Genomic DNA, 23,074 nt, shown 5'->3' on the forward strand with positions numbered 1-23,074 from the left:
AGCAATGGGTCAGAAAGTACATCCTAATGGTATTCGCCTGGGTATTGTCAAACCTTGGAACTCTACTTGGTATGCGAATACCAAAGAATTCGCTGACAACCTGGACAGCGACTTTAAAGTTCGTCAATTCCTGACTAAGGAACTGTCGAAAGCTTCCGTTTCTCGCATCGTTATCGAGCGTCCTGCGAAGAGCATCCGTGTGACTATTCACACTGCTCGCCCAGGCATCGTTATCGGCAAGAAAGGTGAAGACGTCGAAAAACTGCGCAAGGTCGTAGCGGACATCGCTGGCGTTCCTGCACAGATCAACATCGCCGAAGTCCGTAAACCGGAACTCGACGCTAAATTGGTTGCTGACAGCATCACTTCTCAGCTGGAACGTCGCGTGATGTTCCGTCGTGCTATGAAGCGTGCAGTACAGAACGCAATGCGTCTTGGCGCTAAAGGTATCAAAGTTGAAGTAAGCGGCCGTCTTGGCGGCGCTGAAATCGCACGTACCGAATGGTACCGCGAAGGTCGTGTTCCATTGCACACTCTGCGTGCGGACATCGACTACAACACATCTGAAGCGCACACCACTTATGGTGTAATCGGCGTTAAGGTATGGATCTTCAAAGGTGAGATCCTGGGTGGTATGGCTGCAGTTGAACAACCGGAACCGGCTGCTCAACCTAAAAAGCAGCAGCGTAAAGGCCGCAAGTAAGGAGAGTCGCTGATGTTACAACCAAAGCGTACAAAATTCCGTAAGGTGCACAAGGGCCGCAACCGTGGTCTGGCGCAAGGTACGGATGTTAGCTTCGGCACTTTCGGTCTGAAAGCTGTTGGCCGTGGCCGTCTGACTGCTCGTCAAATCGAAGCAGCTCGTCGTGCAATGACTCGTGCAGTTAAGCGTCAAGGCAAGATCTGGATCCGTGTATTCCCGGACAAACCGATCACCGAGAAGCCGCTGGAAGTGCGTATGGGTAAAGGTAAGGGTAACGTGGAGTATTGGGTTGCCCTGATCCAGCCTGGTAAGGTCCTGTACGAAATGGACGGCGTGCCAGAAGAGGTTGCCCGCGAGGCATTCAAACTGGCAGCAGCGAAACTGCCGATCAAAACCACCTTTGTAACTAAGACGGTGATGTAATGAAAGCACAAGAGCTGCGTGAAAAAAGCGTTGAAGAGCTGAATGCCGAGCTGCTCAACCTGCTGCGTGAGCAATTCAACTTGCGCATGCAGGCGGCCAGTGGCCAGCTGCAACAAACTCACCTGTTGAAACAAGTGCGTCGTGACGTCGCACGCGTTAAGACTTTACTGACTCAAAAGGCGGGTGTGTAAATGACTGAAGTTATCCGTACCCTGCAGGGTCGTGTTGTTAGCGACAAAATGGAGAAATCCATCGTTGTTGCTATCGAACGTACTGTGAAGCACCCGATCTACGGGAAGTTCATCAAGCGTACGACCAAGCTGCACGTACATGACGAGAACAACGAATGTGGTACCGGCGACGTGGTGGAAATCCGCGAATGCCGCCCACTGTCCAAGACTAAGTCCTGGACGTTGGTTCGCGTTGTAGAGAAAGCGATTCTGTAATAGAGTAGCTGGCTCTCACTTAATAAACGGCTCAGAAAATGAGCCGTTTATTTTTTCTACCCATACCAAGTAAGCGGTGTTATAATGCTGCGCCCTCGGTTATGGGGCTTTTCAACGGCCTAATTTTTACTTGGGTCTTTAAAGTAGTAGTTGACATTAGCGGAGCACTAAAATGATCCAAGAACAGACTATGCTGAACGTCGCCGACAACTCCGGTGCACGTCGCGTAATGTGTATCAAGGTTCTAGGTGGCTCGCACCGTCGCTACGCAGGCGTCGGCGACATCATCAAAATTACCATCAAGGAAGCAATTCCTCGCGGTAAGGTGAAGAAAGGCGATGTTCTGAAGGCGGTAGTGGTGCGCACCAAGAAGGGTGTACGTCGCCCGGACGGTTCTGTCATTCGCTTCGATGGCAATGCATGCGTTATTTTGAACAATAACAGCGAGCAGCCTATCGGTACGCGTATTTTTGGGCCGGTAACTCGTGAACTGCGTAATGAGAAGTTCATGAAAATTATCTCTCTGGCACCAGAAGTACTCTAAGGAGCGAACATGGCAGCGAAGATCCGTCGTGATGACGAAGTTATCGTGATTACCGGGAAAGACAAAGGTAAGCGCGGTAAAGTAAAAAATGTCCTGTCTGCTGGCAAGGTCATTGTTGAAGGCATCAACCTGGTTAAGAAACACCAGAAGCCGGTTCCGGCTCTGAACCAACCAGGCGGCATTGTTGAAAAAGAAGCTGCAATTCAGGTTTCTAACATTGCTATCTTCAACGCGGCTACCGGCAAGGCTGACCGTGTAGGCTTTAGATTCGAAGAGGGCAAAAAAGTCCGTTTCTTCAAGTCTAACAGCGAAACTATCAAGTAATTTGGAGTAATACGATGGCGAAACTGCATGATTACTACAAAGACGAGGTAGTCAAACAACTGATGTCTCAGTTTGATTACAACTCTGTCATGCAAGTCCCTCGGGTCGAGAAGATCACCCTGAACATGGGTGTTGGTGAAGCGATTGCTGACAAGAAACTGCTGGATAACGCCGCAGCGGACCTGGCAGCCATCTCCGGTCAAAAACCGTTGATCACCAAAGCCCGCAAATCTGTTGCAGGCTTCAAAATCCGTCAGGGCTATCCGATCGGCTGTAAAGTAACTCTGCGTGGCGAACGCATGTGGGAGTTCTTTGAGCGTCTGATCTCCATTGCTGTTCCACGTATCCGTGACTTCCGTGGCCTGTCCGCCAAGTCATTCGATGGCCGTGGCAACTACAGCATGGGCGTGCGTGAGCAAATCATCTTCCCAGAAATCGACTACGACAAAGTCGATCGCGTTCGTGGTTTGGATATTACCATTACCACTACTGCGAAATCTGATGATGAAGGCCGCGCGCTGCTGGCTGCTTTTAACTTCCCGTTCCGCAAGTAAGGCAGGGTTACTGATGGCTAAGCAATCAATGAAAGCACGCGAAGTCAAGCGCGTGAAATTAGCTGACAAGTTCTTTGCAAAACGCGTTGAACTGAAAGCTATTATCTCTGATGTGAACGCGTCCGATGAAGATCGTTGGGATGCCGTTCTCAAGCTGCAAACTCTGCCGCGTGATTCCAGCCCGTCTCGTCAGCGTAAACGCTGCCGCCAAACTGGCCGTCCACATGGTTATGTGGGCAAATTCGGGTTGAGCCGTATTAAGCTTCGTGAAGCCGCTATGCGCGGTGAAGTACCAGGCTTGAAAAAGGCTAGCTGGTAATTACCAATTGAATCACGGGAGTAAAGACAGATGAGCATGCAAGATCCGATCGCGGATATGCTGACCCGTATCCGTAACGGTCAAGCCGCGAACAAAGTTGCGGTCACCATGCCTTCCTCCAAGCTGAAAGTGGCAATTGCCAACGTGCTGAAGGAAGAAGGTTTTATTGAAGATTTCAAAATCGAAGGCGACGCCAAGCCTGTTCTGGAACTGGTACTGAAGTACTTCCAGGGCAAAGCTGTGGTAGAAAGCATTCAACGTATCAGCCGTCCAGGTCTGCGCATCTACAAGAAAAAAGATGAGCTGCCAAAAGTTATGGCCGGTTTGGGTATCGCTGTTGTTTCTACCTCTAAAGGTGTTATGACCGATCGTGCAGCTCGCCAGGCTGGTCTTGGTGGCGAGATTATCTGCTACGTAGCTTAATTCGGGAGGAAAGAATGTCTCGTGTTGCAAAAGCACCCGTCGTCATTCCTGCCGGCGTAGAGGTAAAACTCAACGGTCAGGTTATTTCGATTAAGGGTAAAAACGGCGAGTTGACTCGTACTATCCACGACGCCGTTGAAGTGAAGCAAGAAGCTAACGCACTGACTTTCGCTCCGCGCGAAGGTTTTGCTAACGCATGGGCTCAAGCGGGTACCACGCGCGCTCTGCTGAACGCAATGGTTGTTGGTGTTACCGAAGGCTTCACCAAAAAGCTTCAACTGGTAGGTGTTGGTTATCGTGCTGCCGTTAAAGGCAACGTGGTGAATTTGGCCCTGGGCTTCTCTCACCCTATCGATCACCAGCTGCCGGCAGGTATCACTGCTGAATGCCCAAGCCAAACTGAAATCGTGCTGAAAGGCGCTGATAAGCAGGTTATTGGCCAGGTAGCAGCAGATCTGCGCGCTTACCGTCGTCCTGAGCCTTACAAAGGCAAAGGTGTTCGTTACGCCGACGAAGTCGTGCGTACCAAAGAGGCTAAGAAGAAGTAAGGTAACACTATGGATAAGAAATCTGCTCGTATCCGTCGTGCGACCCGCGCACGCCGCAAGCTCCAAGAGCTGGGTGCAACCCGCCTGGTGGTACATCGTACCCCGCGTCACATTTACGCACAGGTGATTGCTCCAAACGGTTCTGAAGTACTGGTAGCCGCTTCTACTTTAGAAAAAGCTATCGCGGAGCAACTGAAGTATTCCGGTAACAAAGACGCAGCAGCAGCCGTAGGTAAAGCTCTGGCTGAGCGCGCGTTGGAAAAAGGGATTGCGAAAGTATCCTTTGACCGTTCCGGTTTCCAATATCATGGTCGAGTCCAGGCACTGGCAGATGCTGCCCGTGAAGCTGGCCTTCAGTTCTAAGGAAGAGGTTTAAGATGGCTCACATCGAAAAACAAGCTGGCGAACTGCAGGAAAAGCTGATCGCGGTAAACCGCGTATCTAAAACCGTAAAAGGTGGCCGTATTTTCAGCTTTACCGCACTGACTGTAGTTGGTGATGGTAACGGTCGCGTTGGTTTTGGCTACGGCAAAGCACGCGAAGTTCCAGCAGCGATCCAGAAAGCGATGGAAAAAGCCCGTCGCAACATGATGAACGTCGCGCTGAACAGCGGCACCCTGCAGCACCCTGTTAAGGGCGCTCACACGGGTTCTCGCGTGTTCATGCAGCCTGCTCATGAAGGTACCGGTATCATCGCGGGTGGTGCAATGCGCGCCGTTCTCGAAGTTGCTGGGGTGCACAACGTATTGGCTAAAGCTTATGGTTCCACTAACCCGATCAACGTGGTTCGTGCAACTATCGACGCTCTGGCGAATATGAAGTCTCCTGAAATGGTCGCTGCTAAGCGTGGTAAATCCGTTGCCGACATTCTGGGGTAATTGACCATGGCTAAGACTATTAAAGTTACACAAACTCGCAGCTCAATTGGCCGTCTGCCGAAGCATAAAGCTACTCTGCTCGGTCTGGGTCTGCGTCGTATTGGTCACACCGTAGAGCGCGAGGATACTCCTGCTGTTCGCGGTATGGTCAACCTGGTTTCCTACATGGTTAAAGTTGAGGAGTAACAGATGCGTTTAAATACTCTGTCTCCGGCTGAAGGTGCCAAGCATGCGCCTAAGCGTGTAGGTCGTGGTATTGGTTCTGGCCTGGGTAAAACCGGCGGCCGTGGTCACAAAGGTCAGAAGTCTCGTTCTGGCGGTGGCGTACGTCGTGGTTTTGAAGGTGGTCAGATGCCTCTGTACCGTCGTCTGCCGAAATTCGGCTTCACTTCACGCAAAGCGATGATCACGGCAGAAGTTCGTCTGTCTGAACTGGCTCTGGTTGAAGGCGATGTTATCGACCTGAACGCGCTGAAAGCCGCTAACGTAGTTGGTGTCCAGATCGAATTCGCGAAAGTTGTACTTTCTGGCGAAGTCGCTCGTCCGGTAACCCTGCGTGGTCTGCGTGTCACCAAAGGCGCTCGTGCTGCTATCGAGGCTGCTGGCGGTAAAATTGAGGAATAAGTAGCAGATGGCTAAGCAACCAGGATTAGATTTTCAAAGTGCTAAAGGCGGGCTCGGCGAGCTGAAGCGCAGACTTTTGTTTGTCATCGGCGCGCTGATTGTCTTCCGTATCGGCTCTTTCATTCCGATTCCTGGTATCGATGCCACTGTGCTTGCCAAATTGCTTGAGCAGCAGAGAGGCACTATCATTGAAATGTTTAACATGTTCTCTGGTGGTGCCCTCAGCCGTGCTTCTATCTTTGCTCTGGGGATCATGCCGTATATCTCGGCGTCGATCATTATCCAGCTGCTGACGGTGGTTCATCCAGCGTTGGCGGAAATCAAGAAAGAAGGGGAGGCTGGCCGTCGCAAGATTAGCCAGTACACCCGTTACGGTACGCTGGTATTGGCCATATTCCAGTCGATCGGTATTGCTACCGGTCTGCCGAATATGCCTGGTATGCAGGGCCTGGTGTTAAATCCAGGCTTTGCATTCTACTTTACTGCGGTTGTGAGCCTGGTAACCGGGACAATGTTCCTGATGTGGCTGGGTGAACAGATTACTGAGCGCGGTATCGGCAACGGTATCTCGATCATTATCTTCGCGGGTATTGTAGCGGGACTCCCGCCGGCAGTGGCCCATACTATCGAGCAAGCACGGCAAGGCGACCTGCACTTCCTCCTGCTGCTGTTGGTTGCAGTATTGGTGTTTGCAGTAACCTTCTTCGTTGTTTTCATCGAGCGTGGTCAACGTCGTATCGTCGTTAACTATGCGAAGCGTCAACAAGGTCGTCGTGTTTATGCAGCACAGAGTACACATTTACCGTTGAAAGTGAACATGGCGGGTGTTATCCCGGCGATTTTCGCTTCCAGCATTATTCTGTTCCCGGCCACGATTGCATCATGGTTTGGGGGCGGTACCGGTTGGAACTGGCTGACTACGATTTCGCTGTATTTGCAGCCAGGGCAACCGCTTTATGTGTTACTCTATGCGTCTGCAATCATCTTCTTCTGTTTCTTCTACACGGCGTTGGTATTCAACCCGCGTGAGACAGCAGATAACCTGAAGAAGTCCGGTGCCTTCGTACCAGGAATTCGTCCGGGAGAGCAAACGGCGAAGTATATCGATAAAGTAATGACGCGTTTAACCCTGGTGGGCGCGATGTACATTACTTTCATCTGCCTGATCCCGGAGTTCATGCGTGATGCAATGAAAGTACCATTCTACTTTGGTGGTACCTCGCTACTGATCGTGGTTGTCGTCATCATGGACTTTATGGCTCAAGTGCAAACTCTGATGATGTCAAGTCAGTACGAGTCTGCATTGAAGAAAGCAAATCTGAAAGGCTATAACCGCTAGTCAGATTCGTTTGAGAAGTTACGGAGAGTAAAAATGAAAGTTCGTGCTTCCGTCAAGAAATTATGTCGTAACTGCAAAATCGTTAAGCGTAACGGTGTCGTTCGTGTGATTTGCAGCGCCGAGCCGAAGCATAAACAGCGTCAAGGCTGATTATCTCGCATATTTTTCTTGCAAAGTTGGGTTGAGCTGGCTAGATTAGCCAGCCAATCTTTTGTATGTCGCACTGCAACACTATTTGAGTATCCTGAAAACGGGCTTTTCAGAATGGTGTTGCTGTATAAAATAGTAGGAGTGCATAGTGGCCCGTATAGCAGGCATTAACATTCCTGATCATAAACATACCGTTATCGCCTTAACGTCGATCTTCGGTATCGGTAAAACCCGTTCACAGGCTATCTGTGCATCCACGGGTATTGCTGAAAATGTTAAGATCAGTGAGCTGTCTGAAGAGCAAATCGAAAAGCTTCGTGATGCAGTTGCCAAATACACCGTTGAGGGTGATTTGCGTCGTGAAATTACCCTGAGCATCAAGCGTCTTATGGACCTTGGTTGCTATCGTGGTTTGCGTCATCGTCGTGGTCTGCCGGTACGCGGTCAGCGCACCAAGACCAACGCTCGTACCCGTAAGGGTCCGCGCAAGCCGATCAAGAAATAATCGGGGTTATTGAATAATGGCAAAGGCACCTGTTCGTACACGTAAGCGTGTAAGAAAGCAAGTCTCTGACGGCGTGGCTCATATCCATGCTTCTTTCAACAACACCATCGTTACCATCACTGATCGTCAGGGTAATGCTTTGGGTTGGGCAACAGCCGGTGGTTCCGGTTTCCGTGGTTCTCGTAAGTCCACTCCGTTCGCAGCACAGGTTGCAGCAGAACGTTGTGCTGACGCAGTAAAAGAATACGGTATCAAGAACCTGGAAGTTATGGTTAAAGGACCTGGTCCTGGTCGTGAGTCTACTATCCGCGCTCTGAACGCGGCTGGTTTCCGCATCACTAATATTACTGATGTGACTCCGATCCCTCATAACGGTTGTCGTCCGCCGAAAAAGCGCCGCGTGTAACGCAGCTTTTAGGATTGTTGGAGAAAGAAAATGGCAAGATATTTGGGTCCTAAGCTCAAGCTGAGCCGTCGTGAGGGCACAGACCTGTTCCTTAAGTCTGGCGTTCGCGCGATCGATTCCAAGTGTAAAATTGAACAAGCACCTGGTCAGCACGGTGCGCGTAAACCGCGTCTGTCTGATTACGGTGTTCAGTTGCGTGAGAAGCAGAAAGTTCGCCGTATGTACGGCATTCTGGAGCGTCAATTCCGTAACTATTACAAAGAAGCAACCCGCCTGAAGGGCAACACCGGTGAAAACCTGTTGCAGCTGCTGGAAGGTCGTCTGGACAACGTTGTTTACCGTATGGGCTTCGGCGCTACTCGTGCAGAGTCACGTCAGCTGGTTAGCCACAAAGCAGTTATGGTAAACGGTCACGTTGTTAACATCGCTTCTTATCAGGTATCTCCGAATGACGTAGTCAGCATCCGCGAGAAAGCTAAAAAGCAGTCTCGTGTTAAAGCTTCTCTGGAGCTGGCTGAGCAGCGTGAAAAGCCGACTTGGCTGGAAGTTGATGCTGCTAAGATGGAAGGCGTGTTCAAGCGTATGCCTGAACGTACCGATCTGTCTGCGGACATTAACGAACACCTGATCGTCGAGCTTTACTCCAAGTAAAGCTTAGTACCAAAGAGAGGACACAATGCAGGGTTCTGTGACAGAGTTTCTAAAACCGCGCCTGGTAGATATCGAGCAAGTCAGTTCGACGCACGCCAAGGTGACCCTTGAGCCTTTAGAGCGTGGCTTTGGCCATACTCTTGGCAACGCACTGCGCCGTATTCTGCTTTCATCTATGCCGGGTTGCGCGGTGACCGAGGTTGAGATTGATGGTGTACTGCATGAGTACAGCACCAAAGAAGGCGTACAGGAAGATATCCTGGAGATCCTGCTCAACCTGAAAGGGCTGGCGGTGAGAGTTCAAGGCAAAGACGAAGTTATTCTTACCCTGAATAAATCTGGCATTGGCCCTGTGACCGCTGCCGACATCACCCATGATGGTGATGTCGAAATCGTCAAGCCTCAGCACGTGATTTGCCACCTGACTGATGAGAACGCGGCTATCAGCATGCGTATCAAAGTTCAGCGCGGTCGCGGTTATGTGCCGGCTTCTGCCCGAATTCATTCGGAAGAAGATGAGCGCCCAATCGGTCGTCTGTTGGTTGACGCCTGCTACAGCCCTGTAGAGCGTATCGCCTACAATGTTGAAGCTGCGCGTGTAGAACAGCGTACTGACTTGGATAAGCTGGTCATCGAGATGGAGACCAATGGCACGATCGATCCTGAAGAGGCGATCCGCCGTGCGGCCACCATTCTGGCTGAACAACTTGAAGCTTTCGTTGACCTGCGTGATGTACGTCAGCCGGAAGTTAAAGAAGAGAAACCAGAGTTCGATCCGATCTTGCTGCGCCCTGTTGACGATCTGGAATTGACTGTCCGCTCTGCTAACTGCCTCAAGGCAGAAGCTATCCACTACATCGGTGATCTGGTACAGCGTACCGAGGTTGAGTTGCTGAAAACGCCAAACCTGGGTAAAAAATCTCTTACCGAGATTAAAGACGTGCTGGCCTCACGTGGTCTGTCTCTGGGCATGCGCCTGGAAAACTGGCCGCCGGCAAGCATTGCTGACGAGTAACCGGATCACAGGTTAAGGTTTTACTGAGAAGGATAAGGTCATGCGCCATCGTAAGAGTGGTCGTCAACTGAACCGTAACAGCAGCCATCGCCAGGCTATGTTCCGTAACATGGCCGGCTCTTTGGTTCGTCATGAGATCATCAAGACGACCCTGCCAAAAGCAAAAGAGCTGCGTCGCGTTGTTGAGCCGCTGATTACTCTTGCCAAGACCGACAGCGTAGCTAATCGTCGTCTGGCATTCGCCCGTACTCGTGATAACGAGATCGTGGCAAAACTGTTTAACGAGCTGGGCCCGCGTTTCGCGAGCCGTGCCGGTGGTTACACTCGCATTCTGAAGTGTGGCTTCCGCGCAGGCGACAACGCGCCGATGGCATACATCGAGCTGGTTGATCGTGCTGAGTCTCAAGCAGAAGTAGCAACTGCAGAGTAATCTGTAGACGCGTAAAAAAACCGGGCTTGCCCGGTTTTTTTACGTCCAAATCCAGCCAAATGTGCGCAATTCCCCCGCTGCGCTTAAGATCCCTGTCCCTATCCGCTATGCTAAGGCTTCATCATTAGGCTTACCGAGGCTGTCTGTCATGGGGTTGCTCGATCAATGGGCGGAACGTCATATCCTTGATGCCCAAGATAAAGGCGAGTTCGACAATCTGCCCGGCCAGGGCCAACCGTTGACGCTGGAAGATGACAGCGCGGTGCCGGCTGAACTCCGCGCGGGTTACCGTCTACTGAAAAATGCCGGTTATCTGCCACCGGAACTGGAAGATCGCAAAGAGGCGCTAACCGTTGCTCGCTTACTGCAAGGGATTAGCAGTGAGCATCCGGACTATGTCGAACTCAGCAAACGCATGGCGCTGCTGGAGCATCGATTGCGTCAGGCTGGGATGAGTACGGATTTCTTGCATGGCGAATACCAGCGTGCATTGGACGGCAAATTCACCCGGGAGGAGAAGTAATGTTCAAGATAGGTCAGTTGGCCAAGCTTGCCGAAGTGACGCCGGATACCGTGCGCTACTATGAAAAGCAGGGCATGATGGATCACAATGTCCGCACCGAGGGCGGTTACCGGCTCTACACCGAGCAGGATCTGCAGCGGCTGCGCTTTATTCGCTATGCCAAGCAGCTGGGATTTACTCTGGAAACGATCGCCGAGTTGCTGTCGATCCGCGTCGATCCTGAGCATCATACCTGCCAGGAGTCAAAGTCGATCGTCGATGCGCGCCTGAGCGAAGTGGAAAGCAAGTTGGCGGAGCTGACGCGTATGCGCGAATCGCTGAAGCGGCTGAGTGACGCCTGCTGCGGTACCGCCCATACCAGCAACTACTGTTCTATTTTGGAAGCTTTGGAACAGGGCGCCAGCGATGACAAAGGTAAAAAAGGTTGCTGACGGCACTTTAATTTTTATACTGCCGGCAGTATTATCGGCTCGTTTTATTACCCTACCTTTTACAGGAGCATTACCATGACGAAATATCGTCACACTAAAGGCCAGATTCAAGATAACGCCATTGAGGCGCTGTTGCATGATCCGCTATTCCGTCAGCGGGTAGAAAAGAATGTGAAAGGCAAAGGCAGCTATCGGCGTAAAGAAAAACACAACAAAGGCGGTAACTGGGAGGCCAGTGGTAAACTATCAAACGATAAATTACCACTGGCCTTCTGGTTTTAAGCATTAAAAAAGCCACCTTTATCAGGTGGCTTTTTATTGGCATAACCAAACGCTGTTTTACAGTTTTGGCTGCTGTTGCTGGCTCAGCAAGTCACGGATTTCCGTCAGCAGTTTCTCTTCTGCGGTAGGTGCTGGCGGCGCTGCCGGAGCCTCTTCCTGCTTGCGGCGCATTTTGTTCATCAATTTAATCGCCAGGAAGATAGCGAAGGCGACAATCACGAAGTCGAATACGGTTTGAATGAATGAACCGTAGTTCATTACCACCGCCGGTACGGCGCCCTGAGCTTCACGTAATACCAGATGGAACTGTTTAAAGTCGACGCCGCCGATCAGTAAGCCCAGCGGTGGCATGATGATATCGGCCACGAAGGACGAAACGATCTTGCCGAATGCAGCACCGATAATCACACCGACAGCCAAATCGACCACGTTGCCACGCATGGCAAATTCGCGAAACTCTTTCAACATACTCATAGAACGCACCCCTTGCAGAATTAATAACTCAAGTTTAACAAAGCAATTTCCCTTTGCCACAAAAGGAGAGAAGTTTTATCTCCTCTTAAGGCGGAGAACAACTACGCGATTATAGACCATCGCCTAATAAATTCGTTCTACAAGAAGAACGGGCTCGGTTGGAACAAGCGTTCAACGTCCGGCACGAATTTCTTGTCGGTAATAAACATGATGACGTGATCGCCTTGTTCGATTTTGCTATTGCCGTTGGCAATGATCACGTCGTCGCCACGCACGATCGCACCGATGGTGGTACCCGGCGGCAGCTTGATGTCTTCGACGATGCGGCCGACCACTTTGGACGTGCTTTCATCCCCGTGGGCAATCGCTTCGATCGCTTCCGCCACGCCGCGGCGCAGCGACGAAACGCTGACGATATCCGCTTTGCGCACGTGCCCCAACAGGGCGGAGATGGTCGCCTGTTGTGGTGAAATGGCGATATCGATCACGCTGCCTTGTACCAGATCGACATAGGCGCGGCGCTGGATCAATACCATTACCTTCTTGGCGCCCATGCGCTTAGCCAGCATGGCGGACATGATGTTGGCCTCATCGTCGTTGGTGATAGCGATGAAGACATCCACCTGCTCGACGTGCTCTTCGGCCAGCAGCTCCTGGTCGGAGGCATCGCCGTAGAACACGATGGTATCGTGCAACTGTTCGGCCAGTTCGGCGGCGCGTTGCTGGTTCCGCTCGATCAGTTTGACGTTGTAGTCTTTTTCCAGCTTGGCGGCCAGGCCGGCGCCGACGTTGCCGCCACCGACGATCATGATGCGCTTATACGGTTTCTCCAGCCGCTGCAGTTCGCTCATCACCGCGCGGATGTGCTGTGATGCGGCGACGAAGAAGACTTCATCACCGGCTTCGATAATGGTCGAGCCCTGCGGCCGGATCGGTCTGTCCTGGCGGAAAATAGCGGCGACGCGGGTGTCGATATGCGGCATGTGTTCGCGCATCGAAGAGAGCGCATTGCCGACCAGCGGGCCACCGTAATAGGCTTTAACCGCGGCGATGCTGACTTTACCTTCGGCGAAGTTGACCACCTGCAGCGCACCGGGGTATTCAATCAGTTTGTAGATATAGTCTATGACCAACTGCTCCGGTGAAATCAGATGGTCGATTGGCACTGCTTCCGGCAGGAACAGTTTCTCCGACTCGCGGATATATTCCGGTGCGCGGATGCGGGCGATACGGTTGGGGGTGTTAAACAGAGAATAGGCGATCTGGCAGGCGATCATGTTGGTTTCGTCGGAGTTGGTGACGGCAACCAGCATGTCGGCGTCTTCTGCGCCGGCTTCGCGCAGCACTCGAGGGTGGGAACCATGTCCCTGAACCACCCGTAGATCGAATTTATCCTGCAGCTGACGCAACCGGCCGGAATCAGTATCGACGACGGTGATGTCGTTGTTCTCACCCACCAGGTTTTCCGCCAGCGTCCCGCCAACCTGACCGGCACCAAGAATAATTATTTTCATCGTGTTCTCTGCTTCACACTGAAAGACTTAGGGCGCGCACGCACGCCCCGAAGCATTACATTTTAATCAGCTTAGCGTAAAAGAAGCCATCGCCGTCCTCGGGATGCGGGATATTCTGCCGCCCAGGCCGCTGCGCATCGCCGGTTTCAACCAGCTTGGCATCGGCGTGGCGTTGCAAGAACGCGGCGATCTGGCTGCTGTTTTCATCCGGCAGGATAGAGCAGGTGGCGTAAACCATCACGCCGCCCGATTTCAGATGCGGCCAGACGGCTTCCAGGATCTCCGCCTGCAGCGCGGCGAGTTCGGCGATGTCGCGATCGCGGCGCAGCCATTTGATGTCGGGGTGACGGCGGATCACGCCAGTGGCGGAACAAGGTGCATCCAGCAGGATGCGATCGAACTGTTTGTCGCCGCACCATTGTTGCGGCGTACGGCCATCGCCCAGCTTAACTTCTGCGTGCAAACGCAGACGCTGCAGGTTTTCCTTTACCCGCGCCAGACGCTGTTCGTCGATATCCACGGCCATGACGTGCGCCTTCGGCGCCGCTTCCAGAATATGCGTGGTTTTGCCGCCAGGCGCGGCGCACAAATCGAGGATCTGTTCACCGTCTTGCGGATCCAACAGATCGACACAGCCCTGGGCTGAGGCATCTTGCACGGTGACCCAGCCGTCGGCGAACCCAGGCAGATCGGTTACGGCGCAAGGCGCCAGCAACCGCACTGCGTCGGCATAGTCTGCATGAGGCTCCGCGGCGATGCCGGCGTCGGTCAACAGCTGCAGGTAAGCTTCGCGGCTGTGATGCAGGCGGTTGACGCGCAGCCACATCGGTGGCTTCTGGTTGTTGGCGTCGACGATCTGTTCCCAGTTGGCGGGATAGGCTTGTTGAAGGCGTTTCAGCAACCAGCTCGGGTGCAGATAGCGGCTGTCATTGTTGGCGGCGCGCTGCAGCAGCTCTTCCTGTTGGCGCTGGAATTGCCGCAAGACGCCGTTAATCAGGCCTTTCAACTGCGGGCGTTTCAGCGCCACTGCGCCTTCCACCGTTTCTGCCAGCACGGCGTGCGCCGGGATGCGGGTATACAACAGCTGATACAGGCCGACCATCAGCAAATAGTGCAGCGTACGCTGCTTGCCGGTGAGCGGCTTGGCCATCAATTTCTGAATGCACCACTCGAGCTGCGGCAGCACGCGCAACGTGCCGAAACACAGTTCCTGCAGCAACCCGCGATCTTTATCGTTGATGGTGGTTTGCAGCGCCGGCAGGACAGTGCTGAGCGACTGCCCTTGATCCAGCACCTGGCCGATGGCTTTGGCAGCGATGCTGCGGAGATTGTAATTATTTTTCATAGGCTGAAGCTGATAACGATCGGCATTAAGAAAATAACGGCCCGGCGATGAACGGCCGGGCAGTGGGGTGACTTACAGCCGGTTACCCGGGGTAAACCATTCACGACGTGAATTTAAAAGGTCTTGCGCCGACATCGGTTTCTTGCCGGCGGGCTGCAGTTGGATCAGATTGAGGATGCCGTCGGCGGTCGCCACCTGAATGCCGTGCTTGTCGGCATGGACAACGGTGCCTGGCTCCGCGTTGGCGCTTTGTGCCAGTACGCTGGCTTGCCACACTTTCACCGGTTGATCGTCGATGGTGAAGTAGCTGACCGGCCAAGGATTGAAGGCGCGGATGCAACGCTCCAGCTGAGCGGCGGACAGTGTCCAGTCCAGGCGAGCTTCTTCTTTGCTCAGCTTCTCTGCGTAGGTGACCAGCGCTTCGTCCTGCACTTCGCGGGTGGCGCTGCCATCGGCCATTTGGCGCAGCGTAGTCAGCATGCCCTGCGGGCCGAGCTGCGCCAGTTTGTCGTAGAGACTGGCGCTGGTATCGCTGCTCTCAATCGGGCAGGCAATCTTGTGCATCATGTCGCCGGTATCGAGACCGACGTCCATCTGCATGATGGTCACGCCGGTTTCGCTGTCACCGGCCCAGAGCGAACGCTGGATCGGCGCCGCGCCGCGCCAGCGAGGCAGCAGCGAGCCATGTACGTTGATGCAACCGAGACGCGGCATATCCAGCACCGCCTGCGGCAGGATCAGCCCGTAGGCAACCACCACCATCACGTCGGCGTTGAGATCGGCCACCAGGCGCTGGTTCTCTTCGGGGCGCAGCGATTTGGGCTGGAAGACCGGCAGTTGGTGTTGCTCGGCCAGCACTTTGACCGGGCTTGGCGTCAGCTTGTTGCCGCGGCCTGCCGGGCGATCCGGCTGGGTAAAAACGCCGACAATCTGGTGCTCAGATGACAACAGCGCGTCAAGATGACGCGCTGCGAAGTCTGGTGTTCCGGCGAAAATAATCCGTAAAGAGTCAGACACGTTGATTTCCTGATCGGTTAGGCGCGGGCTTGAAGCTTGGCCATTTTTTCCAGTTTCTGACGAATGCGCTGACGCTTGAGCGGCGACAGGTAATCGACGAACAGTTTACCCATCAGGTGATCCATCTCGTGCTGGATGCAGATCGCCAACAGGTCGTCCGCTTCCAGCTCGAAAGGTTTGCCTTCGCGATCCAGTGCGCGGATCTTCACCTGCGCGGCGCGCGGCACTAACGCACGCTGCTCGGGAATGGAAAGACAGCCTTCCTCGATGCCGGTTTCGCCGCTCTTTTCCAGCAGCTCCGGGTTGATCAGCACCAGGCGCTGATCGCGATTCTCGGAGACGTCGATCACGATAATGCGCTGATGGATATCCACCTGAGTCGCAGCCAGGCCAATGCCTTCCTCTGCGTACATGGTTTCAAACATATCATCCACGATGCGCTGGATATCTGCATTGACTTCTTTTACCGGCGCTGCGACTTTGCGCAGACGCTCGTCTGGGAAATGTAATACCTGCAAGACTGACATATATCTTTAGATCTGTATCCGAGTAATGAACGAGGTTTAACCTCTATTCTAGACATTTCCCGGCCTGATTGACAGCATTGCGCACCAATTGCTCAGATTGGTAATACCACTGTTTTTGCTGAGGGAACAGACGATGCGGCCGGAAGAGATCGCTTTACGGATGAGAGGGGTAACGGGGCTGCAGACCGTTGTGGCCAGCCGGATCGTGCGGCAGCTATCGCAAATGGGGTGCGAGCCTCGCCGCGTGCTGCATGAGCTGGGATTGAACGAACGGCAGCAGACGCAGTTCAACCAGGCGGATCCCGGTTATCTGGCGGCGACCCTGCGTTGGCTGGAGCTGCCGGCGCACCGTATGCTGAACTATGGGGCGGCCGGCTATCCGGAACGCCTGGCCCAGATCGATGATGCGCCGCTGTTTTTGCTGATCGAGGGCGATCCTCAGGCGTTGCTGCACCCGCAGCTCGCCATGGTTGGCAGCCGGCAGTTCAGCCACTACGGCGAGCGTTGGGCCAATTATTTCGTCGAGGAATTGGCGCGTTGCGGTTTCACCATCACCAGCGGTTTGGCGATCGGCATCGACGGCATTTGCCATCGCGCAGCGCTGGCGGCCGGTGGTTGCACGGTCGCGGTGTTGGGCAGCGGGCTGGCCAATATTTATCCACGCCGGCATCGCAGGCTCGCGGAGCAGATTGTCGAGCTGGGCGGCGCGGTGATTTCAGATCATTTGGTCACCGATTTACCTCTGGCCGACCATTTTCCACGCCGCAACCGCATTATCAGCGGGCTCAGTCTGGGCGTTCTGGTCATAGAGGCTTCGTTACGCAGCGGTACGCTGGTGACGGCTCGTTATGCGCTGGAGCAGGGGCGTGAAGTGTTTGCCTTGCCGGGGCCGTTAGGGAACCCGATGAGCGAGGGCACACATTGGCTGATCCAACAGGGCGCGCACCTGGTCACCGGGCCGAAAGATATCGCCGAATTATTGGGAAGCGGCCTTCAATGGCTGTCACTGAACGAAAATACAACTATTTGTGCGTCGCAGGCTGAAGTTGAATTGCCATTTGCCGATGTGTTGGCTAACGTAGGAGATGAGGTGACACCTGTTGACGTCGTCGCTGAACGTGCCGGCCAACCTGTGCCAGTGGTGGTAATCAAGTTACTCGAGCTGGAGTTAGCAGGGTGGATCGCAGCTGTACCCGGCGGCTATGTCCGAATAAGGAGGGCAAGCCATGTTCGACGTACTCATGTACTTGTTTGAAACTTATATCCACAATGAACCAGAGATGCGCGTCGATCAGGATCAACTGACGGATGATCTCGCTCAGGCGGGGTTTCATCGGGATGATATCTACAACGCGTTGAATTGGCTTGAAAAGTTGGCTGACCTGCAAGAAGGTCAAAATGCCCCTTACTTTATGGATGCCGATCCGCTGGCAATGCGGATCTACACCGAAGAAGAAGGTGCGCGTTTGGACGCCGGCTGCCGTGGTTTTCTCCTGTTCCTGGAACAGATTCAGGTATTGAACCTCGAAACCCGTGAAATGGTTATCGACCGCGTTATGGCCTTGGATAATGCGGAATTCGATCTCGAAGATCTGAAATGGGTCGTGTTGATGGTGCTGTTTAATATCCCCGGATATGAAAGCGCCTATCAGCAAATGGAAGAACTGTTGTTTGAAGTGAACGAAGGTTATCTGCATTGAGCCGATAACGCGAATAGAAGACGTTATGACAAAAAACGCGATTTTTGCCGCCAGGCAAAATGAACCCTGTCCGGAATGCGGGGCCGAGCTGGTGATCCGTAGCGGTCGCCACGGCCCCTTCCTCGGCTGTTCCCAGTATCCTGAATGCCAATATATTCGCCCGCTGAAAGCGCAGGCCGATGGGCATATCGTCAAGGTGCTGGATGGGCAGCAGTGCCCGAAGTGCCAGGCGACGTTGGTGCTGCGCCAGGGGCGCTATGGCATGTTTATCGGTTGCAGCGACTATCCGCAGTGCGATCACACTGAAGTGATCGATAAGCCTGACGAAACCGCCATTACCTGTCCGCAGTGCGGTCAGGGCAAACTGCTGCAGCGTAAGTCTCGCTACGGCAAGGTTTTTCACTCCTGCGATCGTTACCCGGAATGTCAATTCGCCCTCAATGTTAAACCCGTCGCCGGTGAATGTGCCTATTGCCATTATCCGTTGCTGATGGAAAAGCGCACGGCAAAAGGCCCCGTCCTGTGCTGTGCCAGCAAGCTGTGCGGAAAACCTGTCGCGACTACAGAATAATCACATCATGAACTCAGAATTAAGCCCGAATCTTTTATCTATCATCGATGCTTTGCATCAACAGCAGGTGATTGCCTATCCCACCGAAGCGGTATTCGGTCTGGGATGCGATCCCGACAGCGAACAGGCGGTCAATGCTCTGCTGGCATTGAAACAGCGGCCGTGGGAAAAGGGGCTGATTCTGATCGCCGCCGACTATGCGCAGCTTAAGCCTTATATCGACGACAGCGCGCTCAGCGAACAGCAGCGCGCGACGATGTTCGCCAGCTGGCCAGGGCCGGTAACCTGGGTGTTGCCTGCTCGCCCGGAGACGCCGCGTTTGTTGACCGGGCGTTTCAGCTCGCTGGCGGTACGCGTCAGCGATCATCCGTTGGTGCAGCTGCTGTGCCGGCAGTACGGCAAGCCGCTGGTGTCGACCAGCGCCAATCTCAGTGGGCTGGAGCCGTGCCGCAGTGCGGATGAGGTCACTCGGCAATTCGGCGAAGCTTTCCCGGTATTGGTCGGCGAGGTGGGTGGCCGTCTTAATCCTTCCGAAATCAGAGATGCTCTGACCGGCGAGCAGATCCGTCAGGGCTAGAGGTAATGGGCATGGAGAAGTTTGCGGTATTTGGCAACCCTATCGGCCACAGCAAGTCGCCGCGAATTCATGCGCTGTTTGCTGCCCAGACCGGCATTGAGCATCCTTATGGGACAGTGCTGGCGCCGCTGGACGGTTTTGAAACCAGCCTGCAGGCGTTTATCTACGCCGGAGGGCTGGGGGCGAACGTCACGGTACCCTTCAAGGAGCGAGCTTATTCGGCCGCTTCTGAGCTGAGCGAGCGTGCAGCGATGGCCGGGGCGGTCAATACCCTGAAGGTATTGCCGAATGGCGATCTATTGGGGGATAACACCGACGGCATCGGTTTGTTGACCGATCTGCAGCGTCAGCAATTGATCCGGCCGCAGGATCGCATTCTGCTGGTGGGCGCCGGCGGTGCGGCGCGCGGCGTGATCCTGCCGCTGTTGTCTTTCGGCTGCCGCCTCACGATCACCAACCGCACCTTCAGCCGGGCCCAAGAGTTGGCCCACGCTTTCCGGCATTTGGGGGAAATCTCGGCGGCGCCGATGGATCAACTGGATCAGCAAACGTTCGATCTGGTGATCAATGCGACGGCGTCCGGCATCAGCGGGGAGATTCCGGCCTTGCCCGCGGGCGTAGTCAACGCGCAAACCCGTTGCTATGACATGTTCTATCAGCAGGGCGTCACGCCCTTCCTGGCCTGGGCGCAGCAGCGGGGGGCAACGGAATATGCCGATGGGCTGGGTATGCTGGTGGGGCAGGCGGCGCATGCTTTCCTGCTTTGGCACGGAGTGATGCCAGAGATCGAGCCGGTATTGCGCCAGCTGCGCAGCGAGCTGGCAGCATAAATCCTACCCCGTTCTCTTTATAGGGAACGGGGCGCCCATCAGATGTCTTCCGACAGGTATTCGTCTTTCCAGCGTACGTAGTTGTTAGAAGAATAAAGCAATCCCTCCAACTCGGCGGCGGTCAACGGCCGAACCTGGCGTGCCGGGCTGCCCATATAAAGATAGCCGCTCGCCAGGCGCTTGCCCGGCGCCACCAAACTGCCGGCGCCAATCATTACGTCGTCTTCTACTACTACACCGTCCAACAGGATCGATCCCATACCGACCAGCACCCGGTTGCCGATGGCGCAGCCGTGCAGCATCGCCTTATGGCCCACGGTCACGTCTTCCCCAATCAGCAGGGGATAACCGTCTGGGTTGTGTTCGGAACGGTGAGTCACATGCAGTACGCTGCCGTCCTGAATATTGCTGCGCGCGCCGATCTTTACCGCATTGACGTCGCCGCGGATAGCGACCAGCGGCCAGATGCTGACGTCATCCGCCAGATCGACGTCGCCGATCACGACGCTGGAAGGATCGATCAAGACGCGCTGACCGAGTTTAGGGGTGTATTGAAGATAAGAACGTACTGCATCGGACATAATGCTGCCTCACGTCGGGATCATATTTACCGGCAATACTAGACTCTGGCGATGGAATTACAACCAATCGCCGCGCCGGATCCTGCGGAAAATGGCCCTGATCGCACAAGATCCACCCGGAAGGGCTGAAAAGTGTGCAAACAGAAAGAAAAGATCAAAAAAGGGGTTGTGCAAAAAACTCGGATCCCTATAATGCGCCTCCATCGACACGGCGCAAGTGATTCACTTCACACAGCGGCCGGGAAGAAAGAGAAAAAATCCTGAAAATTAGGGTTGACTCTGAAAGAGGAAAGCGTAATATACGCCACCTCGAGTTAGCAAGCGAAAGCGCCTAACTCACTGCTCTTTAACAATTTATCAGACAATCTGTGTGGGCACTCCACAAGACGATATCCAGCATCTTCGGATGCAAAAAAATATCAAGTCTTGAAGAGTGACTAACTGAAGTAAAATTCATGCAGTAAATCTTTGAGCATCGCTTCTCGAGTGGAAGCAAATCAAGCTTTTAATTGAAGAGTTTGATCATGGCTCAGATTGAACGCTGGCGGCAGGCTTAACACATGCAAGTCGAGCGGTAGCACAGGAGAGCTTGCTCTCTGGGTGACGAGCGGCGGACGGGTGAGTAATGTCTGGGAAACTGCCTGATGGAGGGGGATAACTACTGGAAACGGTAGCTAATACCGCATAACGTCGCAAGACCAAAGAGGGGGACCTTCGGGCCTCTTGCCATCAGATGTGCCCAGATGGGATTAGCTAGTAGGTGGGGTAATGGCTCACCTAGGCGACGATCCCTAGCTGGTCTGAGAGGATGACCAGCCACACTGGAACTGAGACACGGTCCAGACTCCTACGGGAGGCAGCAGTGGGGAATATTGCACAATGGGCGCAAGCCTGATGCAGCCATGCCGCGTGTGTGAAGAAGGCCTTCGGGTTGTAAAGCACTTTCAGCGAGGAGGAAGGTGGTGAACTTAATACGTTCATCAATTGACGTTACTCGCAGAAGAAGCACCGGCTAACTCCGTGCCAGCAGCCGCGGTAATACGGAGGGTGCAAGCGTTAATCGGAATTACTGGGCGTAAAGCGCACGCAGGCGGTTTGTTAAGTCAGATGTGAAATCCCCGGGCTCAACCTGGGAACTGCATTTGAAACTGGCAAGCTAGAGTCTCGTAGAGGGGGGTAGAATTCCAGGTGTAGCGGTGAAATGCGTAGAGATCTGGAGGAATACCGGTGGCGAAGGCGGCCCCCTGGACGAAGACTGACGCTCAGGTGCGAAAGCGTGGGGAGCAAACAGGATTAGATACCCTGGTAGTCCACGCTGTAAACGATGTCGATTTGGAGGTTGTGCCCTTGAGGCGTGGCTTCCGGAGCTAACGCGTTAAATCGACCGCCTGGGGAGTACGGCCGCAAGGTTAAAACTCAAATGAATTGACGGGGGCCCGCACAAGCGGTGGAGCATGTGGTTTAATTCGATGCAACGCGAAGAACCTTACCTACTCTTGACATCCAGAGAACTTTCCAGAGATGGATTGGTGCCTTCGGGAACTCTGAGACAGGTGCTGCATGGCTGTCGTCAGCTCGTGTTGTGAAATGTTGGGTTAAGTCCCGCAACGAGCGCAACCCTTATCCTTTGTTGCCAGCGGTTCGGCCGGGAACTCAAAGGAGACTGCCAGTGATAAACTGGAGGAAGGTGGGGATGACGTCAAGTCATCATGGCCCTTACGAGTAGGGCTACACACGTGCTACAATGGCATATACAAAGAGAAGCGACCTCGCGAGAGCAAGCGGACCTCATAAAGTATGTCGTAGTCCGGATTGGAGTCTGCAACTCGACTCCATGAAGTCGGAATCGCTAGTAATCGTAGATCAGAATGCTACGGTGAATACGTTCCCGGGCCTTGTACACACCGCCCGTCACACCATGGGAGTGGGTTGCAAAAGAAGTAGGTAGCTTAACCTTCGGGAGGGCGCTTACCACTTTGTGATTCATGACTGGGGTGAAGTCGTAACAAGGTAACCGTAGGGGAACCTGCGGTTGGATCACCTCCTTACCTAAAGATATTAGTTCGAGTGGCGTGCTCACACAGATTGTCTGATAGAAAGTAACGAGCAGAAATACCTTTATAGGCTTGTAGCTCAGGTGGTTAGAGCGCACCCCTGATAAGGGTGAGGTCGGTGGTTCAAGTCCACTCAGGCCTACCACTTCTTCGAAGTGGAAAAGGTACTGCACGTGACTGTATGGGGCTATAGCTCAGCTGGGAGAGCGCCTGCCTTGCACGCAGGAGGTCAGCGGTTCGATCCCGCTTAGCTCCACCATATAGTCCGGTATTTCAATACTTCAGAGTATATTGGCGACAGTATGCTGCGAAGTATTTTGCTCTTTAACAATCTGGAACAAGCTGAAAATTGAAACATGACGGCTG

35 protein-coding genes, 2 tRNA genes and 1 rRNA gene are annotated in these 23,074 nt (G+C 53.7%); 32 read left to right on the top strand and 6 right to left on the bottom strand.

Annotated elements, in window-relative coordinates; all coding sequences use genetic code 11:
• The first annotated feature begins 4 nt into the window (after positions 1–4).
• From rpsC to FHU12_RS24165, 24 genes are all read left to right on the top strand, one after another.
• A complete protein-coding gene (gene rpsC, locus FHU12_RS24050) occupies positions 5–703 on the top strand; it encodes a 30S ribosomal protein S3 (protein ID WP_004929766.1) in 699 nt (232 codons plus the stop codon).
• 12 nt (positions 704–715) lie between these two features.
• Positions 716–1,126, top strand: a complete 411-nt coding sequence (gene rplP / locus FHU12_RS24055) for a 50S ribosomal protein L16 (RefSeq protein ID WP_004929764.1) — start codon at positions 716–718, stop codon at positions 1,124–1,126.
• Entirely contained in the window at positions 1,126–1,317 is a 192-nt protein-coding gene (rpmC, locus tag FHU12_RS24060) for a 50S ribosomal protein L29 (protein WP_004929762.1), read from the top strand. Before rplP ends, rpmC begins: the two co-directional genes overlap by 1 nt.
• Positions 1,318–1,572, top strand: coding sequence for a 30S ribosomal protein S17 (rpsQ, locus tag FHU12_RS24065; RefSeq protein ID WP_004929760.1), 255 nt, complete (start codon positions 1,318–1,320; stop codon positions 1,570–1,572).
• Positions 1,573–1,744: 172 nt separating this feature from the next.
• Entirely contained in the window at positions 1,745–2,116 is a 372-nt protein-coding gene (rplN, locus tag FHU12_RS24070) for a 50S ribosomal protein L14 (protein WP_000613954.1), read from the top strand.
• A gap of 9 nt (positions 2,117–2,125) precedes the next feature.
• On the top strand, positions 2,126–2,440 hold the full coding sequence (gene rplX, locus FHU12_RS24075) for a 50S ribosomal protein L24 (protein WP_019456185.1): 315 nt from the start codon (positions 2,126–2,128) through the stop codon (positions 2,438–2,440).
• 14 nt (positions 2,441–2,454) lie between these two features.
• Entirely contained in the window at positions 2,455–2,994 is a 540-nt protein-coding gene (rplE, locus tag FHU12_RS24080; RefSeq protein WP_004929756.1) for a 50S ribosomal protein L5, read from the top strand.
• 13 nt (positions 2,995–3,007) lie between these two features.
• A complete protein-coding gene (rpsN, locus tag FHU12_RS24085) occupies positions 3,008–3,313 on the top strand; it encodes a 30S ribosomal protein S14 (RefSeq protein ID WP_019456186.1) in 306 nt (101 codons plus the stop codon).
• Between the two features lie 30 nt (positions 3,314–3,343).
• Positions 3,344–3,736: a 30S ribosomal protein S8 gene (gene rpsH / locus FHU12_RS24090; protein WP_004929753.1), complete on the top strand. Its 393-nt coding sequence runs from the start codon at positions 3,344–3,346 to the stop codon at positions 3,734–3,736.
• A 14-nt stretch (positions 3,737–3,750) separates the two neighbouring features.
• Complete coding sequence (gene rplF / locus FHU12_RS24095) at positions 3,751–4,284, top strand: 50S ribosomal protein L6 (RefSeq protein ID WP_004929751.1); 534 nt, start codon at positions 3,751–3,753, stop codon at positions 4,282–4,284.
• A gap of 9 nt (positions 4,285–4,293) precedes the next feature.
• Positions 4,294–4,647, top strand: a complete 354-nt coding sequence (gene rplR, locus FHU12_RS24100; protein ID WP_004929748.1) for a 50S ribosomal protein L18 — start codon at positions 4,294–4,296, stop codon at positions 4,645–4,647.
• A 14-nt stretch (positions 4,648–4,661) separates the two neighbouring features.
• A complete protein-coding gene (gene rpsE / locus FHU12_RS24105) occupies positions 4,662–5,162 on the top strand; it encodes a 30S ribosomal protein S5 (RefSeq protein WP_004929747.1) in 501 nt (166 codons plus the stop codon).
• A gap of 6 nt (positions 5,163–5,168) precedes the next feature.
• Entirely contained in the window at positions 5,169–5,348 is a 180-nt protein-coding gene (rpmD, locus tag FHU12_RS24110) for a 50S ribosomal protein L30 (RefSeq protein WP_048232028.1), read from the top strand.
• 3 nt (positions 5,349–5,351) lie between these two features.
• Positions 5,352–5,786 carry a 50S ribosomal protein L15 gene (gene rplO, locus FHU12_RS24115; protein ID WP_004929742.1) on the top strand — a complete coding sequence of 145 codons (435 nt, stop codon included), beginning with the start codon at positions 5,352–5,354 and terminating at the stop codon, positions 5,784–5,786.
• A gap of 7 nt (positions 5,787–5,793) precedes the next feature.
• Positions 5,794–7,125: a preprotein translocase subunit SecY gene (gene secY, locus FHU12_RS24120; RefSeq protein ID WP_004929740.1), complete on the top strand. Its 1,332-nt coding sequence runs from the start codon at positions 5,794–5,796 to the stop codon at positions 7,123–7,125.
• Between the two features lie 33 nt (positions 7,126–7,158).
• Positions 7,159–7,275 (top strand): 50S ribosomal protein L36, encoded by a 117-nt coding sequence (rpmJ, locus tag FHU12_RS24125; protein ID WP_002227352.1) that lies wholly within the window; start codon positions 7,159–7,161, stop codon positions 7,273–7,275.
• Between the two features lie 148 nt (positions 7,276–7,423).
• A complete protein-coding gene (gene rpsM, locus FHU12_RS24130) occupies positions 7,424–7,780 on the top strand; it encodes a 30S ribosomal protein S13 (protein WP_004929734.1) in 357 nt (118 codons plus the stop codon).
• A 16-nt stretch (positions 7,781–7,796) separates the two neighbouring features.
• Complete coding sequence (rpsK, locus tag FHU12_RS24135) at positions 7,797–8,186, top strand: 30S ribosomal protein S11 (RefSeq protein WP_004929731.1); 390 nt, start codon at positions 7,797–7,799, stop codon at positions 8,184–8,186.
• A gap of 30 nt (positions 8,187–8,216) precedes the next feature.
• A complete protein-coding gene (gene rpsD / locus FHU12_RS24140; RefSeq protein ID WP_025304496.1) occupies positions 8,217–8,837 on the top strand; it encodes a 30S ribosomal protein S4 in 621 nt (206 codons plus the stop codon).
• A gap of 25 nt (positions 8,838–8,862) precedes the next feature.
• Positions 8,863–9,852 carry a DNA-directed RNA polymerase subunit alpha gene (locus FHU12_RS24145; RefSeq protein ID WP_002919219.1) on the top strand — a complete coding sequence of 330 codons (990 nt, stop codon included), beginning with the start codon at positions 8,863–8,865 and terminating at the stop codon, positions 9,850–9,852.
• A 40-nt stretch (positions 9,853–9,892) separates the two neighbouring features.
• Positions 9,893–10,282, top strand: coding sequence for a 50S ribosomal protein L17 (gene rplQ, locus FHU12_RS24150; protein WP_004929726.1), 390 nt, complete (start codon positions 9,893–9,895; stop codon positions 10,280–10,282).
• Positions 10,283–10,430: 148 nt separating this feature from the next.
• Positions 10,431–10,805 carry a DnaJ family domain-containing protein gene (locus tag FHU12_RS24155; protein ID WP_047729714.1) on the top strand — a complete coding sequence of 125 codons (375 nt, stop codon included), beginning with the start codon at positions 10,431–10,433 and terminating at the stop codon, positions 10,803–10,805.
• Positions 10,805–11,236, top strand: coding sequence for a Zn(2+)-responsive transcriptional regulator (zntR, locus tag FHU12_RS24160; RefSeq protein ID WP_016930321.1), 432 nt, complete (start codon positions 10,805–10,807; stop codon positions 11,234–11,236). The genes FHU12_RS24155 and zntR overlap by 1 nt, the downstream gene beginning before the upstream one ends.
• A gap of 75 nt (positions 11,237–11,311) precedes the next feature.
• Positions 11,312–11,518, top strand: coding sequence for an alternative ribosome-rescue factor A (locus tag FHU12_RS24165; RefSeq protein ID WP_047729715.1), 207 nt, complete (start codon positions 11,312–11,314; stop codon positions 11,516–11,518).
• Positions 11,519–11,575: 57 nt separating this feature from the next.
• Here FHU12_RS24165 and mscL read toward each other — a convergent pair whose 3' ends face one another.
• From mscL to def, 5 genes are all read right to left on the bottom strand, one after another.
• Positions 11,576–11,992 carry a large-conductance mechanosensitive channel protein MscL gene (gene mscL / locus FHU12_RS24170; RefSeq protein WP_025304493.1) on the bottom strand — a complete coding sequence of 139 codons (417 nt, stop codon included), beginning with the start codon at positions 11,990–11,992 and terminating at the stop codon, positions 11,576–11,578.
• Between the two features lie 137 nt (positions 11,993–12,129).
• Positions 12,130–13,506: a Trk system potassium transporter TrkA gene (trkA, locus tag FHU12_RS24175; protein WP_004929716.1), complete on the bottom strand. Its 1,377-nt coding sequence runs from the start codon at positions 13,504–13,506 to the stop codon at positions 12,130–12,132.
• Positions 13,507–13,561: 55 nt separating this feature from the next.
• Positions 13,562–14,851: a 16S rRNA (cytosine(967)-C(5))-methyltransferase RsmB gene (gene rsmB / locus FHU12_RS24180; protein ID WP_141972227.1), complete on the bottom strand. Its 1,290-nt coding sequence runs from the start codon at positions 14,849–14,851 to the stop codon at positions 13,562–13,564.
• Positions 14,852–14,923: 72 nt separating this feature from the next.
• Entirely contained in the window at positions 14,924–15,868 is a 945-nt protein-coding gene (gene fmt / locus FHU12_RS24185; RefSeq protein ID WP_028127621.1) for a methionyl-tRNA formyltransferase, read from the bottom strand.
• A 17-nt stretch (positions 15,869–15,885) separates the two neighbouring features.
• Positions 15,886–16,395, bottom strand: coding sequence for a peptide deformylase (gene def, locus FHU12_RS24190; RefSeq protein WP_015379260.1), 510 nt, complete (start codon positions 16,393–16,395; stop codon positions 15,886–15,888).
• 133 nt (positions 16,396–16,528) lie between these two features.
• On the opposite strand from def, the gene dprA reads away from it, so the two are divergent.
• The 5 genes from dprA to aroE are packed head-to-tail and all read left to right on the top strand — an operon-like array spanning position 16,529 to position 20,073.
• Positions 16,529–17,650 (top strand): DNA-protecting protein DprA, encoded by a 1,122-nt coding sequence (gene dprA, locus FHU12_RS24195; RefSeq protein ID WP_141972229.1) that lies wholly within the window; start codon positions 16,529–16,531, stop codon positions 17,648–17,650.
• Positions 17,622–18,095 carry a DUF494 family protein Smg gene (gene smg / locus FHU12_RS24200; RefSeq protein ID WP_025160381.1) on the top strand — a complete coding sequence of 158 codons (474 nt, stop codon included), beginning with the start codon at positions 17,622–17,624 and terminating at the stop codon, positions 18,093–18,095. Before dprA ends, smg begins: the two co-directional genes overlap by 29 nt.
• A 25-nt stretch (positions 18,096–18,120) precedes the next feature.
• The gene (locus tag FHU12_RS24205; protein WP_019456195.1) at positions 18,121–18,666 is read left to right on the top strand and encodes a DNA topoisomerase family protein; all 546 of its coding nucleotides are present in this window, start codon (positions 18,121–18,123) and stop codon (positions 18,664–18,666) included.
• A gap of 7 nt (positions 18,667–18,673) precedes the next feature.
• Complete coding sequence (tsaC, locus tag FHU12_RS24210) at positions 18,674–19,243, top strand: L-threonylcarbamoyladenylate synthase type 1 TsaC (protein WP_141972231.1); 570 nt, start codon at positions 18,674–18,676, stop codon at positions 19,241–19,243.
• 11 nt (positions 19,244–19,254) lie between these two features.
• Positions 19,255–20,073: a shikimate dehydrogenase gene (gene aroE / locus FHU12_RS24215; protein WP_141972234.1), complete on the top strand. Its 819-nt coding sequence runs from the start codon at positions 19,255–19,257 to the stop codon at positions 20,071–20,073.
• Between the two features lie 38 nt (positions 20,074–20,111).
• On the opposite strand, the gene FHU12_RS24220 is transcribed toward aroE, so the two are convergent.
• A complete protein-coding gene (locus tag FHU12_RS24220) occupies positions 20,112–20,654 on the bottom strand; it encodes a gamma carbonic anhydrase family protein (RefSeq protein WP_004929699.1) in 543 nt (180 codons plus the stop codon).
• A gap of 506 nt (positions 20,655–21,160) precedes the next feature.
• On the opposite strand from FHU12_RS24220, the gene FHU12_RS24225 reads away from it, so the two are divergent.
• The 3 genes from FHU12_RS24225 to FHU12_RS24235 all read left to right on the top strand — a co-directional run bounded on the left by FHU12_RS24225 (position 21,161) and on the right by FHU12_RS24235 (position 22,967).
• A 16S ribosomal RNA gene (locus FHU12_RS24225) occupies positions 21,161–22,702 on the top strand.
• A gap of 74 nt (positions 22,703–22,776) precedes the next feature.
• Positions 22,777–22,853: transfer RNA gene (locus FHU12_RS24230), tRNA-Ile, on the top strand.
• A 38-nt stretch (positions 22,854–22,891) separates the two neighbouring features.
• Positions 22,892–22,967 (top strand) — tRNA-Ala (locus FHU12_RS24235).
• Positions 22,968–23,074 lie beyond the last annotated feature (107 nt).

This window comes from Serratia marcescens, assembly GCF_006715005.1.
In the GTDB taxonomy this organism is placed as follows: domain Bacteria; phylum Pseudomonadota; class Gammaproteobacteria; order Enterobacterales; family Enterobacteriaceae; genus Serratia; species Serratia montpellierensis.